The sequence below is a fragment of the Burkholderia sp. ABCPW 14 genome, assembly GCF_001523835.1.
Lineage (GTDB): Bacteria > Pseudomonadota > Gammaproteobacteria > Burkholderiales > Burkholderiaceae > Burkholderia > Burkholderia mayonis.
In genome coordinates, this window is record NZ_LOVS01000144.1 from 59,059 (window position 1) to 74,347 (window position 15,289).

At 67.5% G+C, this 15,289-nt stretch carries 14 protein-coding genes; 9 read left to right on the top strand and 5 right to left on the bottom strand.

All coding sequences use genetic code 11. The features are described from left to right. Positions 1-141 precede the first annotated feature (141 nt). Positions 142-1,089, bottom strand: coding sequence for a DMT family transporter (locus WS62_RS22055; protein WP_066575259.1), 948 nt, complete (start codon positions 1,087-1,089; stop codon positions 142-144). A 261-nt stretch (positions 1,090-1,350) separates the two neighbouring features. Here WS62_RS22055 and dapC point away from each other — a divergent pair, with 261 nt between their 5' ends. The 7 genes from dapC to WS62_RS22090 all read left to right on the top strand — a co-directional run bounded on the left by dapC (position 1,351) and on the right by WS62_RS22090 (position 7,923). Further along, the gene (gene dapC, locus WS62_RS22060; RefSeq protein ID WP_066575261.1) at positions 1,351-2,589 is read left to right on the top strand and encodes a succinyldiaminopimelate transaminase; all 1,239 of its coding nucleotides are present in this window, start codon (positions 1,351-1,353) and stop codon (positions 2,587-2,589) included. Positions 2,590-2,645: 56 nt separating this feature from the next. Further along, positions 2,646-3,473, top strand: a complete 828-nt coding sequence (gene dapD, locus WS62_RS22065; RefSeq protein ID WP_066491462.1) for a 2,3,4,5-tetrahydropyridine-2,6-dicarboxylate N-succinyltransferase — start codon at positions 2,646-2,648, stop codon at positions 3,471-3,473. Beyond that, positions 3,473-3,841: an ArsC family reductase gene (locus WS62_RS22070; RefSeq protein ID WP_010104655.1), complete on the top strand. Its 369-nt coding sequence runs from the start codon at positions 3,473-3,475 to the stop codon at positions 3,839-3,841. The genes dapD and WS62_RS22070 overlap by 1 nt, the downstream gene beginning before the upstream one ends. 82 nt (positions 3,842-3,923) lie before the next feature. Further along, on the top strand, positions 3,924-5,063 hold the full coding sequence (gene dapE, locus WS62_RS22075; protein WP_066575262.1) for a succinyl-diaminopimelate desuccinylase: 1,140 nt from the start codon (positions 3,924-3,926) through the stop codon (positions 5,061-5,063). Between the two features lie 13 nt (positions 5,064-5,076). Continuing rightward, entirely contained in the window at positions 5,077-6,000 is a 924-nt protein-coding gene (prmB, locus tag WS62_RS22080) for a 50S ribosomal protein L3 N(5)-glutamine methyltransferase (protein ID WP_066575263.1), read from the top strand. Between the two features lie 137 nt (positions 6,001-6,137). Next, on the top strand, positions 6,138-7,577 hold the full coding sequence (gene cls / locus WS62_RS22085; RefSeq protein ID WP_066575264.1) for a cardiolipin synthase: 1,440 nt from the start codon (positions 6,138-6,140) through the stop codon (positions 7,575-7,577). A 103-nt stretch (positions 7,578-7,680) separates the two neighbouring features. Then, entirely contained in the window at positions 7,681-7,923 is a 243-nt protein-coding gene (locus tag WS62_RS22090; RefSeq protein ID WP_442855096.1) for a YciI family protein, read from the top strand. Between the two features lie 300 nt (positions 7,924-8,223). On the opposite strand, the gene WS62_RS22100 is transcribed toward WS62_RS22090, so the two are convergent. Then, positions 8,224-8,703 (bottom strand): glutathione peroxidase, encoded by a 480-nt coding sequence (locus WS62_RS22100; RefSeq protein ID WP_066575271.1) that lies wholly within the window; start codon positions 8,701-8,703, stop codon positions 8,224-8,226. A gap of 146 nt (positions 8,704-8,849) precedes the next feature. Here WS62_RS22100 and WS62_RS22105 point away from each other — a divergent pair, with 146 nt between their 5' ends. After that, entirely contained in the window at positions 8,850-10,787 is a 1,938-nt protein-coding gene (locus WS62_RS22105; protein WP_066575277.1) for an ATP-binding cassette domain-containing protein, read from the top strand. A gap of 57 nt (positions 10,788-10,844) precedes the next feature. On the opposite strand, the gene WS62_RS22110 is transcribed toward WS62_RS22105, so the two are convergent. The 3 genes from WS62_RS22110 to alr all read right to left on the bottom strand — a co-directional run bounded on the left by WS62_RS22110 (position 10,845) and on the right by alr (position 13,735). Then, positions 10,845-11,111, bottom strand: a complete 267-nt coding sequence (locus WS62_RS22110; protein ID WP_066575279.1) for a DUF2866 domain-containing protein — start codon at positions 11,109-11,111, stop codon at positions 10,845-10,847. A gap of 163 nt (positions 11,112-11,274) precedes the next feature. Then, complete coding sequence (radA, locus tag WS62_RS22115; protein WP_066575284.1) at positions 11,275-12,654, bottom strand: DNA repair protein RadA; 1,380 nt, start codon at positions 12,652-12,654, stop codon at positions 11,275-11,277. Between the two features lie 10 nt (positions 12,655-12,664). Further along, positions 12,665-13,735 carry an alanine racemase gene (gene alr / locus WS62_RS22120; protein WP_066575285.1) on the bottom strand — a complete coding sequence of 357 codons (1,071 nt, stop codon included), beginning with the start codon at positions 13,733-13,735 and terminating at the stop codon, positions 12,665-12,667. 211 nt (positions 13,736-13,946) lie between these two features. Between alr and lplT the strand changes: the two genes are divergently transcribed. Beyond that, on the top strand, positions 13,947-15,254 hold the full coding sequence (lplT, locus tag WS62_RS22125) for a lysophospholipid transporter LplT (RefSeq protein WP_066575286.1): 1,308 nt from the start codon (positions 13,947-13,949) through the stop codon (positions 15,252-15,254). The last annotated feature ends 35 nt before the right edge of the window (positions 15,255-15,289 follow it).

Consider the following 15,289-nt stretch of genomic DNA (forward strand, 5'->3'; position numbering starts at 1 on the left):
TCGGTGGTAAAGAGTGTGAAACGGTTGGGAACGTGTGTTGCGCGCCGCGATTCGACCGCGAGGTCCGCGCGCGCGCCGCACGCCCAAGATTCGAAAAACGGGGCCGTGCTGTCAAGCAGTCGGCCCCGCGAATGGGGCCAATCATACCATCGCGCGTGCGCCGTCCCCCGGCTTGCGCGGTTCGTCATCAGCCGGCCGGGCGCGGTGCACGCGGCTCGACAGCAGGGTCGCGACGACGATGCAGAGGCCGCCCGCCCATTCGCGCGCGGTCGGCACTTCGTTGGCAAAAAGCCACGCCGACAGCGCCGTGACGACGATCTCGAACAGCATGATGATCGATGCGCGGTTCGCCGGCACGCGCGCCAAGCCGTGCTGGACGAGCATGTTGTTCGCCGCGACCGTCACGCCGATCCCGGCGACGAGCAGCGCCGCGAAGCCTAGGTCGTCGCCCGCCGGCACCGGCGGCAGGCCTTCGACGAGCGACGCGACGACGCCGAGCGCGGCCGCGCCGCCGAAGAGCGTCGCCGTGCGCATCTCGGGCTTCATCTGCGGCAGCTCGCGGCTCGCCTTGACGACGAGCACGTTGCTCATCGCGAAGCTCATCCCGGCCGCGAGCCCCGCCCATTCGGCCGGGTTCGACGGCAGCGGCACGCCGAGCCGCGGCGACCACAGCATCAGCATCGCGCCGGCGAGCGACAGTGCGGCAAGCGCCGCGCCCGCGAGCGTGAGCCGCTCGCGCAGGATGAAGTGCGCGTAGATCGCGGTCCACGCGGGCGTCAGATAAAAGAGCAGCATCACGCGCAGCACTTCGCCGTGAATCGTGCCCCAGACGAAGCCGAGATTCGTCACGCCCGCCGCGATGCCGAGCGCGGGCAGCAGCCAGTGCCAGCGCACCGTCGCGATCGACCCGCGCCGCACGATCAGCACGAATGCGCAGGCGACGACGCTCGTCAGCGCGCTCGCCGCCGTGCCCGTCACGCCGAGCGCCGCCAGGAGGCGCAACGGATACCAGATCAGGCCCCATACCAACGCGCCAATCAGAATCGCGAGCGTCGGCCAGCCGGCGCTCCCTCGTTCATTCATTTGCAAACCGAACCTCTTCTTCCTTCGTCGTACGGCGTCGCGGCGCGTTCGCCGCGCGTTCGCCGTCCGATGTCACGCTATAATCGAGCGCCGTCGCCGCGCCCAACAGGGCAGGCACGGGCCGGCATGCCGGCATCCCGCGCCGCCATCCGCCGCGCCCTGCTTCGCCCGCGCCCGGCGGCGCCTGCCGCGCCCCCTGTTTCGCGCCCGTTTCGCTTAAACCGGCCCGTCCGATCGGCCATCTACCGGCTCCGTCCGTCCAAGCCCGTGAATCCTCGTCTCGATACGCTTCAGCCCTATCCGTTCGAAAAGCTCCGCGCGCTCTTTGCCGGCGTGACGCCGCCCGCGCATCTGCCGCCGATCAGCTTCGGCATCGGCGAGCCGAAGCACGCGACGCCCGCGCTGATCCGCGACGCCGCCGCGGCCGCGCTGGACGGCCTCGCGTCGTATCCGGCGACGGCGGGCACCGACGCGCTGCGCGAGACGGTCGCCCGCTGGCTCGAGCGCCGCTACGGGCTGCCCGCGATCGACGCCGCGACGCAGGTGCTCGCCGCGTCGGGCTCGCGCGAGGCGCTCTTCTCGCTCGCGCAGGCGGTGATCGACCCGACCGCGCGCAAGTGCGGCGAGGACGCCGGCCAGAACGGCGAAAGGCCGATCGTACTCTGTCCGAATCCTTTCTATCAAATTTACGAAGGCGCGGCGCTCCTCGCGGGCGCCGAGCCGTACTTCGTCAACAGCGACCCGGCGCGCAACTTCGCCCCCGACTACTCGGTCGTGCCGGACGACGTGTGGGCGCGCACGCAGCTCGTCTACGTATGCTCGCCCGGCAACCCGACGGGCGCCGTGCTGACGCTCGACGACTGGCGCGAGCTGTTCGCGCTGTCGGACGAGCACGGCTTCGTGATCGCGTCCGACGAATGCTATTCGGAGATCTACTTCGACGAGTCGAAGCCGCCGATGGGCGGCCTCGAGGCCGCGCACCGGCTCGGCCGCGGCTTCGAACGCCTCGTGATGCTGTCGAGCCTGTCGAAGCGCTCGAACGTGCCGGGCATGCGCTCGGGCTTTATCGCGGGCGACGCGGCGCTCTTGAAGCGCTTCCTGCTGTACCGCACGTACCACGGCGCGGCGCTGTCGCCCGTCTGGCAGAAGGCGAGCCTCGCCGCCTGGGGCGACGAGGCGCACGTGCGCGAGAACCGCGCGCTCTACGCGCAGAAATTCGCGACCGTCACGCCGATGCTCGCCGACGTCGTCGACGTGCGCCTGCCCGACGCCGCGTTCTACCTGTGGGCGAACGTCGCGAGGACCGGCCTGTCGGATACCGAGTTCGCCCGGCGTCTCTTCGCCGACTATAATGTGACGGTCCTGCCCGGCTCGTATCTCGCCCGCGACGCGCATGGCGCGAATCCCGGCCGCGACTTCGTCCGGATCGCGCTCGTCGCCGGCGCGGCCGAATGCGTCGAAGGCGCGCAGCGCATCGTCGATTTCTGCCGTGGCCTCGCCCGCTGAACGCGCGTCGAGCGCCCCCGATTCATCCATCATCCACGTCCAGCATAGCCACGAACATGTCGCAACAACTTCAGCAAATCATCGATAACGCCTGGGAAAACCGCGCCGAGCTGTCGCCGAAGGCCGCGTCCGCGGAGATCCGCGAAGCCGTCGCGCACGCGATCGAGCAGCTCGACAAAGGCGCGCTGCGCGTCGCCGAGAAGATCGACGGCGAATGGACCGTCCACCAGTGGCTGAAGAAGGCCGTGCTGCTGTCGTTCCGCCTGGAAGACAACGCGCCGATGCCGGCGGGCGGCTACTCGCAGTTCTACGACAAGGTGCCGTCGAAGTTCGCGAACTACACGGCCGAAGACTTCGCGGCAGGCGGCTTCCGCGTCGTGCCGCCCGCCATCGCGCGCCGCGGCTCGTTCATCGCGAAGAACGTCGTGCTGATGCCGTCGTACACGAACATCGGCGCGTACGTCGACGAAGGCACGATGGTCGATACCTGGGCGACGGTCGGCTCGTGCGCGCAGATCGGCAAGAACGTGCACCTGTCGGGCGGCGTCGGCATCGGCGGCGTGCTCGAGCCGCTGCAGGCGAACCCCGTCATCATCGAGGACAACTGCTTCATCGGCGCGCGCTCGGAAGTCGTCGAAGGCGTGATCGTCGAGGAGAACTCGGTGATCTCGATGGGCGTGTACCTCGGCCAGAGCACGAAGATCTACGACCGCGAAACGGGCGAAGTGACGTATGGCCGCATTCCGGCCGGCTCGGTCGTCGTCGCGGGCAACCTGCCGTCGAAGGACGGCACGCACAGCCTGTACTGCGCGGTGATCGTGAAGAAGGTCGATGCGAAGACGCGCGCGAAGGTCGGCCTGAACGAACTGCTCCGAGGCGACTGATGGCGAAGCCTCGCACCGTGGTCGTGTACGGCATTCCGAACTGCGACACCGTGAAGAAGGCCCGCGTGTGGCTCGACGAGCACGGAGTCGAGTTCGAATTTCACGATTTCAAGAAAGCCGGCGTCAGCGCGCCGCTGGTCGAGGACTGGCTGAAGGACGTGTCGCTCGACGCGCTCCTGAACCGGCGCGGCACCACGTGGCGCGGCTTGGCCGACGACATGAAGGCGGCCGCCGAAACGCCGGCCGGCGCGATCGCGCTGATGATTCACAAGCCGTCGGTCATCAAGCGTCCGGTGCTGGTCGTCAACGGCCGCGTGAAGTCGCTCGGCTTCGCGGCCGACCAATACACGGCGCTGTTTGCCGCGTAGCGCCCGCCTGCGCTGAACGCGCCACAAGCCTCATCGCTGCCGGCCACCGCGCCGGCATTTTTTATCGAAAGTGGTCCGAACTATGTCTGCCACCCTTGCCCTTACCGAACAACTGATCGCGCGCGCGTCCGTCACGCCCGACGATCAGCACTGCCAGCACCTGATGATCGAGCGCCTGACCGCGCTCGGCTTCGCGTGCGAAACGATCGCGTCGCACGGCGTGACGAACTTCTGGGCCGTCAAGCGCGGCACGGCCGGCCGCGAAGGCAAGCTGCTCGCGTTCGCAGGCCACACGGACGTCGTGCCGACCGGCCCGCTCGAGCAGTGGAGCTCGCCGCCCTTCGTGCCGACGCATCGCGACGGCAAGCTGTACGGCCGCGGCGCCGCCGACATGAAGACGTCGCTCGCGGGCTTCGTCGTCGCGGCCGAGGAGTTCGTCGCCGCGCATCCGCAGCACCGCGGCTCGATCGGCTTTCTGATCACGAGCGATGAGGAAGGGCCGGCAACGGACGGCACCGTGAAGGTCGTCGAAGCGCTCGGCGCGCGCGGCGAGCGGCTCGACTACTGCATCGTCGGCGAACCGACGTCGACGGCGATGCTCGGCGACGTCGTGAAGAACGGCCGGCGCGGCTCGATGTCGGGCGAACTCGTCATCAAGGGCGTGCAAGGCCACATCGCCTATCCGCATCTCGCGAAGAACCCGATCCACCTGCTCGCGCCGGCGCTCGCGGAGCTCGCGGCCGAGCAATGGGACGAAGGCAACGAATATTTCCCGCCGACCACCTGGCAGGTGTCGAACCTGCGCGCGGGCACCGGCGCGACGAACGTGATCCCGGGCCACGCGGATCTGCTGTTCAATTTCCGCTTCTCGACGGCGAGCACCGTCGAAGGCCTGCAGGCGCGCGTGCACGCGATCCTCGACAAGCATCAGCTCGACTACGATCTGAACTGGTCGATCAGCGGCCTGCCGTTCCTCACGCCGCGCGGCGAGCTGTCGACCGCGCTCGATGAAGCGATCCGTGCGGAAACCGGCATATCGCCCGAGCTGTCGACGACGGGCGGCACGTCCGACGGCCGCTTCATCGCGCGCATCTGCCCGCAGGTGATCGAGTTCGGCCCGCCGAACGGCAGCATCCACAAGATCGACGAGCACATCGAAGTGCGTTTCGTCGATCCGCTGAAGAACGTGTACCGCCGCGTACTCGAACAACTGATCGCTTGACGAAGGCCGCTCGATGACGACATCCCCCTCCCCGTTCAAAACCGTCCGCGACCTCGTCCGCTACGCGGTGTCGCGCTTCTCGCAGGCGAAGCTCGCGTTCGGCCACGGCTCGGACAACGCATTCGACGAAGCCGTCTATCTCGTGCTGCACACGCTGCACCTGCCGCTCGACACGCTCGAGCCGTTCCTCGACGCGCGCCTTTCGCCCGACGAGATCGGCGCGGTGCTCGCCGTGATCGAGCGCCGCGCGACCGAGCGCGTGCCCGCCGCGTACATCACGCACGAAGCGTGGATGCACGGCCATCGCTTCTACGTCGACGAGCGCGTGATCGTGCCGCGCTCGTTCATCGGCGAGCTGCTCGACGACGGCCTGCAGCCGTTCGTCGAAGATCCCGCGCTCGTCGGCTCGGTGCTCGAGCTGTGCACGGGCTCCGGCTGCCTCGCGATCCTCGCGGCGCTCGCGTTTCCGAACGCGAGCGTCGACGCGGTCGACCTGTCGGCCGACGCGCTCGAAGTCGCGAAGATCAATCGCGGCGACTACGGGCTCGACGAGCAGATCGCGCTCCATCACGGCGACCTGTACGCGCCGCTGCCGCCATCCAGGTCGCTCGATCCGGAGCAGCGCTACGACGTGATCATCACGAATCCGCCGTACGTAAACGCGAATTCGATGGCCGAGCTGCCCGCTGAATACCGGCACGAGCCGGAGATGGCGCTCGCGGGCGGCGCGGACGGGATGGACATCGTGCGCCGCATCATCGGCGAAGCGCGCCGGTGGCTGAAGGATGAAGGCGTGCTCGTCGTCGAGATCGGCAACGAGCGCGCGAACGTCGAGGCGGCGTTCGGCGGCCTCGATCTCGTGTGGCTGTCGACGAGCGCGGGCGACGACAGCGTGTTCCTGATCCACGCGAGCAACCTGCCCGCCGTCGCCGGCTGAAACCGCGCTCGTCCGTGCGGGCCGGCCCCTCCGGTTCGTACGGAGTGGCCGCTCGCACGCACGCTTCGGTAAGATGCGCGTAAGCGGCGCCCGGTCGCGGCGCGCCGCGTGGCCTCCTTCTGGAATCCAACGCGCTCATGACCCTCGATTGGCTCCATCTCGGCACCTTCATCGGCCTCGCGCACGTGCTCGGCGTGATCGCGGCCTGCCATGCGATCCTGAATACGCGCACGTCGCAAGGCGCGATCGCATGGGCGGTGTCGTTGACGGCGATGCCGTACCTGACGCTGATCCCGTATCTGTTCCTCGGCCGCAGCAAGTTCTCCGGCTACGTCGACGCGCGCCGTCACGAGACCGAGGCGCTGCGCACCCGCGCGCATCCGGCGCCGTGGGACGCCGAGGGCTCGACGCTCGGCGCGCCGAAGGACGCGCTCGGCCTCGCGCGCGTGCGCGCGCTCACGCGCCTCGTCGGGATGCCGTTCGTCGCCGGCAACGCGGTGCGCACGCTCGTCAACGGCGACGCGACGTTCTCCGCGATCCTCGCGGCGATCGACGCCGCGCGCAGCTACGTGATCGTCCAGTTCTTCATCGTCCGCGACGACGCGCTCGGCGCGATGCTGCGCGATGCGCTGATCGCGCGCGCGCAAGCGGGCGTGCGCTGCTATCTGCTGTACGACAGCATCGGCAGCTTCGATCTGCCGTCGAGCTATGTGCACACGCTGCGCGAAGGCGGCGTCGAAGTGCATCCGTTCGCAACCAACAAGCAGTTCGTCAACCGTTTCCAGCTCAACTTCCGCAACCACCGCAAGATCGTCGTCGTCGACGGCGAACGCGCGTTCGTCGGCGGACACAACGTCGGCGTCGAATATCTCGGCGGCAATCCGCGGCTCACGCCATGGCGCGACACGCACATCGAGGTGCGCGGTCCCGCCGTCGCGAACATTCAGTACGTGTTCGCCGAGGACTGGCACTGGGCGACGCAATCGCTGCCGCCGCAGGCGCTGCCGCCCGCGACCGTTCCCGACGCCGATATGCACTGCCTCGTCGTACCGATGGGCCCTGCCGACAAGCAGGAGACGGGCTCGCTCTTCTTCGCGGAGGCGATCAACGCGGCGCGCGAGCGGGTGTGGATCACGACGCCCTACCTCGTGCCCGACGAGGCGGTGATCTCCGCGCTGAAGCTCGCGGTAATGCGCGGTGTCGACGTGCGGGTGCTGATCCCGAGCCGGCGCGATCACTACGTCGTGTTCGAAGCGTCGAAGCTCTATGCGCGCGATCTCGTCGACGCGGGCGTGCGGATCTTCCGCTACCGGCCCGGCTTCCTGCATCAGAAGGTCGTGCTGATCGACCGGGCGGCGGCGGCTGTCGGCAGCGCGAACCTCGACAACCGGTCGTTCCGGCTGAATTTCGAGATCATGGTGCTGACGGTCGACGAAGGCTTCGCGACCGAAGTCGAAGCGATGCTCGAACACGACTTCAATGATGCGTTCGAAGTGGATCTGAGCGAGTACCGGCGCTCGCCCGCGTGGCGGCGCGTCGCGATGCATATCGCGCGACTGTTCGCGCCGATTCTCTGACGGCGCATGGCGCGCACGCGCGCGCCGTCGGCCCGAGCCGAAGCGGACCGCGCGGAACCGATTCCGGTCCGACACATGACGGAGGCGTCCCGATGAAATGCGTGTGTTCTATCAGACGGCGCCGGACGGCCTCGCGAAGGCCGCCGCGCACGTCGCACGGCTGCGCGAATTCCATGCGCGCGGCGTGCTGCTGATGGCAGGACCGTGCGCCGATCCTGCGCAGGGCGCGCTCGGCATCTTCACGAGCCGCGAAGCTGCGGAAGAATTCGCGAGCGGCGATCCATTCCTGACGGACGGCGTCGTGAGCAATTGGACGCTTCAGGATTGGAACGACGTGCTGACGTAGCCGCCCGCCGCGGGTGGAACATGCGCCGGCGCGCGCGTCGCGTCTACGACTCCTCGGGCCTCGGCGCCGGAACGCGTTCCATCATGGACGCGCCGCCCCGCTCGCCCACTTCGCCGCAATCGAACGCGACAACATCATCGGACGCAACGTCCACGGCACCGCGCCGCCGAAAGCGCGCTCGCCGTGCGCCCGCTCGGACACCGCACCGCCACGCCAGCGCGCCGGGAAACGCAGCCGGCCTTCGACCGGCCGCTCGCCCTTTCTCAACTCCGGCGCATCCGACGCGCGCCGCCGCCCGGCTCAGAGCAGCATCTCGACGTCCTTGGCGATATCGTCGGGCTTCGTCGACGGCGCATAGCGCTTCACGATCTCGCCTTCCCGGTTCACGAGAAATTTCGTGAAATTCCACTTGATCGCCTTGAGGCCGAGAATGCCGGGCGCCTCCTCGGCCAGATAGCGGTACAGCGGATGCGCATTCGCGCCGTTCACGTCGATCTTCGCGAACATCGGAAACGTGACGCCGAAGTTCTTCTCGCAGAACGCGCCGATCTGCGACGCGTCGCCCGGCTCCTGCTTGCCGAACTGGTTGCACGGAAAGCCGAGCACGACGAGCCCGCGTTCGCGAAAGCGGTCGTACAGTTGCTGCAGCCCCCCATATTGCGGCGTAAACCCGCACTCGCTCGCGGTGTTGACGATGAGGAGCACCTTGCCCCGGTACTGCTCGAGCGACACCTCGCCGCCCGTGAGCGCCTGCGCGCTGAATGTATAAAGTTCCGACATCGGTTCGTTCCTCCCTGTTTTGATAGGGTCATGCCGTCCGCGGAAGTCTAGGCGAATTCGGCGCCGTGCGCACACTCTACCGTCCGGACGATCCCCCGCTTGCGGCTCGCAGTCTAGAATAGCGGTTTTTCCAAGCATTTTTCGCCGTGATCCGTTTCAATCAGTTCAGCCTCGCCCGCGGCACGAAGCCGCTCTTCGACGCGACCTCGTTCACGCTGAATCCCGGCGAGAAAGCGGGCCTCGTCGGCGCGAACGGCGCCGGCAAATCGACGCTCTTCGCAGTGCTGCGCGGCGAGTTGCACGCGGACGCGGGCGGCTTCGCGATGCCGCCGTCGTGGCGCATCGCGCACGTGTCGCAGGAGACGCCCGCCGTCGACCGCAGCGCGCTCGATTACACGCTCGACGGCGACGCCGCGCTGCGCGCGATCGAGGCGCGCATCGCGCAAGCGTCCGCCGCGCACGACGGCGCAGCCGAAGCCGAAGCGCATGCGGCGTTCGCCGACGCCGACGGCTACACCGCCCCCGCGCGCGCCGAAGCGCTGCTGCTCGGGCTCGGCTTCACGCTTGCGCAGACACGCGAAGGCGTCTCGAGTTTCTCCGGCGGCTGGCGGATGCGTCTCAATCTTGCACAGGCGCTGATGTGCCGCTCCGACCTGCTGCTCCTCGACGAACCGACGAACCACCTGGATCTCGACGCGATCGTCTGGCTCGAAGACTGGCTGCATCGCTATCCGGGCACGCTCGTCGTGATCTCGCACGACCGCGAATTCCTCGACGCCGTCTGCGGCGTGACGCTGCACCTGGAGAATCGCCAGGTGAAGCGCTACGGCGGCAACTACTCGCAATTCGAAGTGCTGCGCGCGCAGCAGCTCGAGCTGCAGCAAAGCGCCTACGAGAAGCAGCGGAAGACGATCGAACATCTGCAGAGCTTCATCGACCGCTTCAAGGCGAAGGCGACAAAGGCAAAGCAGGCGCAGAGCCGGATGAAGGCGCTTGAGAAGATGGAATTGATCGCGCCCGCGCACATCGCGTCGCCGCTCACGTTCGAGTTCCGCACGCCCAACTCCGCGCCGAACCCGATGCTCGTGATGGAGGACGTGCGCTGCGGCTATCGTGCGGACGACGGCGGCGAGATTCCGATCGTCGAGCGCGTCGCGCTGTCGATCCAGAATGGCCAGCGGATCGGCCTCCTCGGCGCGAACGGCCAGGGCAAGTCGACGCTCATCAAGACGCTTGCGAACACGCTCGTGCCGCTCGCGGGCGACGTGCGCACCGGAAAAGGCCTCACGATCGGTTATTTCGCGCAGCATCAGCTCGAGACGCTGCGCCCCGACGATTCGGCACTCGCGCATCTCGCGCGCCTCGCGCCCGACACGCGCGAGCAGGAACTGCGCGATTTCCTCGGCGGATTCAACTTCTCGGGCGACATGGCGACCGCGCCGATCGCGCCGTTCTCGGGCGGCGAGAAGGCGCGACTCGCGCTCGCGCTCATCATCTGGCAGAAGCCGAACCTGCTGCTCCTCGACGAACCGACCAACCACCTCGATCTCGAGACGCGCCACGCGCTCACGATGGCGCTCGCGCAATTCGAAGGCACGCTGATCCTCGTATCGCACGATCGCCACTTGCTGCGCGCGACGACCGACCAGTTCATGCTCGTCGCGAAGCACCGGCTGCAGCCGTTCGACGGCGATCTCGACGACTATCGCGACTGGCTGCTGCAGCACGCAGCCGAGCAGCGCGCGGCGGCAAAGGGCGATTCGGGCTCGGCGAGCGACGGCAACGGCGCGGCCGCGTTCAACCGCAAGGATCTGAAGCGCCAGGAAGCGGAAGCGCGCCAACGGCTGTCGCAACAAAAGAAGCCGCTGCAGACGCGCATCGCGAAGATCGAGAAGGAAATGGAGCGGCTTCACGCCGAAAAGGCGGAGCTCGATGCGTTCGTCGCCGATCCGGCGAGCTACGCCGCGCAACAGAAGGCGCAACTCACCGATGCGATCCGCAAGCTGGGCGACGTCAATAGCCGCATCGAAGCGCTCGAAGCCGACTGGCTCGGCGCGCAGGACGAACTGGAGAAAATCGGGTAGCGCGAGCGGTGCGCGGCGCGCCGATGTCGGCTCGCGCCGACGCCCCGTAGTCGGAAATCAGCGCCGCGGCAGCGTATCGCGCGGCATCTGCTCGTCGTCGATCATCAGATAGCGACGGCCTTCGAGCGGCCGGCGGATCATGGCGTAGACTTCCGCCTCGGTCACGTTGACGGCGGCGACGCGCCGGGCGATCCGCCCGTCTCCGCTGACCCATTCGACGATCCGGCAACCACCGCCCCACGGCGCGCCGATCGGCTCGGACACGCGGCAACCCCGCACGTTGTACGTGCGCTTTTGCGCACCTGAATAATGAGATCGTTTCAACACGCTTCCCTTTTCCGCATCATGCGGTAGACAACCTGGGCAAGCATAGAAAAAAACAGGCTGCAAAAGGGTTACATCAGCGTACCAAAACGTTACATGGTTTTACGCCCCCGATCGGCGCGCGAAAGGCGCGGGGCCGGAACCCGCCGGCTCGCCGCCGCGCTCATTCGAGCACGCGAATCTGATCGATCGCCTGCTCGATCCGCTCGACCGCATGCACGCGAAGCCCGTCAATCGGTTGTTTCGGCGCGTTCGCCTTCGGAATCAGCGCGGTCGTGAAGCCGAGCTTCGCCGCTTCGCGCAGGCGTTCCTGCCCGCGCGGCGACGGCCGGATCTCGCCCGCGAGCCCGACTTCGCCGAATACGATCAGGCCCTTTGGCAACGGTTTGTTACGCATCGACGAATGAATCGCGAGCAGCACCGCGAGGTCCGCGGCCGGCTCGGTAATCTTGACGCCGCCGACCGCGTTCAGGAACACGTCCTGATCGAAGCACGCGATCCCCGCGTGCCGGTGCAGCACGGCGAGCAGCATCGCGAGCCGGTTTTGCTCGAGGCCGACCGCGAGCCGGCGCGGATTCGGCACGTTTGCGGTGTCGACGAGCGCCTGCACCTCGACGAGGAGCGGCCGCGTGCCTTCCTGCGTGACGAGCACGCACGAACCCGGCACGACCTCCGTGTGCTGCGACAGGAACAGCGCGGACGGATTCGCGACGCCGCGCAGGCCGCGCTCCGTCATCGCGAACACGCCGAGCTCGTTGACCGCGCCGAAGCGGTTCTTGAACGCGCGCACGAGACGGAACGACGAATGCGTGTCGCCTTCGAAATACAGCACGGTGTCGACGATGTGCTCGAGCACGCGCGGACCCGCGAGGTTGCCCTCCTTCGTCACGTGCCCGACCATGATGATCGCGGTGCCCGATTGTTTCGCGATACGCGTCAATTGCGCCGCGCACTCGCGCACCTGCGCGACCGAGCCGGGCGCCGACGTCAGCGCTTCCGAATAGACCGTCTGGATCGAGTCGATGACCGCGACGTCGGGCCGCTCGGCGTCGATCGTCGCCTGGATCTTCTCGAGCTGGATTTCGGCAAGGAGCTTCAGATCGGCCGCGCTCGCGCCGCTGCCGTCGAGGAGCGCGAGCCGCTGCGCACGCAGTGCGATCTGCGCGCCCGATTCCTCGCCGCTGATATAAAGCGCCGGCCGCTCGCTCGCGATCTGCGCGAGCGACTGCAACAGCAGCGTCGACTTGCCGATCCCCGGATCGCCGCCGATCAGCACGACGCCGCCCGCGACGAGCCCGCCGCCCAGCACCCGGTCGAATTCGCCGATCCCGGTCGAAAAGCGCGGCACGTCGGCCGCCTCGATGTCCGCGAGCCGCTGCACCGGCGCCTGCTTCGCGAGCGACTGGAAGCGGTGCGCGGACGGCGAGCTCTCGGCCGACTCCACGAGGGTGTTCCATGCCTGGCAGGACGGGCATTGCCCCTGCCACTTCGGCGTCTGCCCGCCGCACTCGGTGCAGACGAATACCGTCTTTTGCTTCGCCACGCGCGCGCCCTTATTCAGCGCGCACCGGCACGCGCGGCGCGACCGCGCACATCAGCTCGTAGCCGACCGTCCCGCATTGCGCGGCGACGTCGTCGATGGGGAGCGACTCGCCCCACAGTTCGACGCGCAAGCCGACACCCGCCTGCGGCACGGGCGTGAGATCGACGGTGATCATGTCCATCGACACGCGGCCGACGATCCGCGTGCGCACGCCGTCGACGACGACGGGCGTGCCCTCGGGCGCGACTCGCGGATAGCCGTCCGCGTAGCCGCACGCGACGACGCCGATTCGCATCGTGTCCCGCGCGGCGAACACGGAGCCGTAACCGACCGTCTGCCCTTTCGCGAGCGTCTGCACGGCGATCAGCTCGGACGCGAGCGTCATCGTCGGCTTCAGGCCCTTGTCGGCGATGTCCGCCGAGCGCCCGGACGGCGACGCGCCGTACAGCATGATGCCGGGCCGCACCCAGTCGAAGTGCGTCGACGGGTGCCAGAGCACCGCGGCCGAGTTCGCGAGGCTGCGCGCGCCGGCGATCCCTTCCGCGCCGCGCTCGAACGTGGCCATCTGGTCGGCCACGCCGCGTTCGCTGTCGGCGTCCGAAAAATGGGTCATCAACGTGATCTGGCCGATGCCGGGGCATGCGCGCGCCCGCTCCCACGCCGCGCGGAACTTCTCCGCCGTGTAGCCGAGCCGGTTCATTCCGCTGTTCATCTTGAGCTGGACGTTGACGGGCTTCGACAGCCGCGCGGTTTCGAGCATCCGCATCTGCTCGTCGTTGTGCACCGCCGTCGTCAGGCTGTAGCGGTCGATCACGTCGATGTCGGTCGACCGGAAGAAGCCTTCGAGCAGCAGGATCGGCCCCGCCCAGCCGAGCTCGCGCAGCTTCACGGCCTCGTCGAGGTCGAGAAGGCCGAAGCCGTCGGTGCCGCGCAGCCCGGGAAAGACCCGCGCGAGGCCGTGCCCGTAAGCGTTCGCCTTGACGATCGCCCAGACCTTCGAGTGAGCGGCGTGGCGGCGCACAACGGTAAGATTGTTCGCGAGGGCTGCGGTATGGATCGTGGCGGAAATCGGGCGCGGCATAGGAAATTTCAGTAAAGACGCTTGCGAATCATCAGCTTATCGCGCCTTTTGGGCGCGATGCGAACAATGCGCGGAACGTTCGGGGAATGTTGCAAGTCCGAATTGACGTATTTTCATGATATAAAGCCGTGCGCACAACCCATTTCGAACGGAATAAGTCCGATTGCACGGCCCGCGCGGCCGAGCCGCCGCGAGGAAAGCATCGCTTCAGATGAAAAAAGGTTTTTACTCCATCATGGCCGCGCAGTTTTTCTCGTCGTTGGCCGACAGCGCTCTTCTCATCGCCGCAATCGCCCTGCTCAAAGATCTCCACGCGCCGAACTGGATGATACCGCTCCTGAAGCTGTTCTTCGTCCTGTCGTACGTGGTGCTCGCCGCCTTCGTCGGCGCATTCGCCGATTCCCGCCCGAAAGGGCACGTGATGTTCATCACCAATTCGATCAAGGTCGTCGGCTGCCTCATCATGCTGTTCGGCGCGCACCCGCTCGTCGCGTACGGGATCGTCGGCTTCGGCGCAGCCGCCTATTCGCCCGCGAAGTACGGCATTCTGACCGAGCTCCTGCCGCCCGAGCGGCTCGTCGCCGCGAACGGCTGGATCGAAGGCACGACGGTCGGCTCGATCATCCTCGGCACGGTGCTGGGCGGCGCGCTCATCAGCCCGAAGATCGCGTCGCACGTGATCGCGCACACGCCGCCTTCGATCAACACGCCCGCCGAAGCGGCGATGCTCGTCATCATGGCGATCTACGTCACGGCCGCGCTCTTCAATCTGCGCATCCCCGACACGGGCGCGCGCTATCCGAGGCAGCAGCACGGCCCACTCAAGCTCGTCACCGATTTCGCCGACTGTTTCATGGCGCTCTGGCGCGACAAGCTCGGCCAGATCTCGCTCGCCGTCACGACGCTCTTCTGGGGCGCGGGCGCGACGCTGCAGTTCATCGTCCTCAAGTGGGCGGAAGTGTCGCTCGGCATGTCGCTGTCCGAAGGCGCGATCCTGCAGGCGGTGGTCGCACTCGGCGTCGCCGCGGGCGCGATGATCGCGGCGAGCCGGATTCCGCTGCGCAAGTCGCTGACCGTGCTGCCGGTGGGCATCATCATGGGCATCGCGGTGATGCTGATGGCGTTCTACACGCGCGACCTGTTCCCCGCGCACTGGGCGCTGCACATCGGGCGCGTGCACATGCCCGTCTACCTGCTCGTCGCGTACGTGTTCCTGATGTTCGTCGGCGCGCTGTCGGGCTTCTTCGTCGTGCCGATGAACGCGCTCCTCCAGCATCGCGGCCACGTGCTGCTGTCGGCCGGACATTCGATCGCGGTGCAGAACTTCAACGAAAACCTATCCGTGCTCGTGATGCTCTGCCTGTACGCGGCGCTCGTGTGGCTCGACGTGCCGGTCGGCGTCGTGATCGTGCTGTTCGGCACGTTCGTCTGCCTGACGATGTGGCTCGTGATGCGGCTGCACATCGCGAATCAGCGCCGCTTCGATTCGGTCGCCCTCATCGGCGAATCGAAACACTGATGCGCGGCGCGGGCGCGCATTCGCCGCGCCGCCCG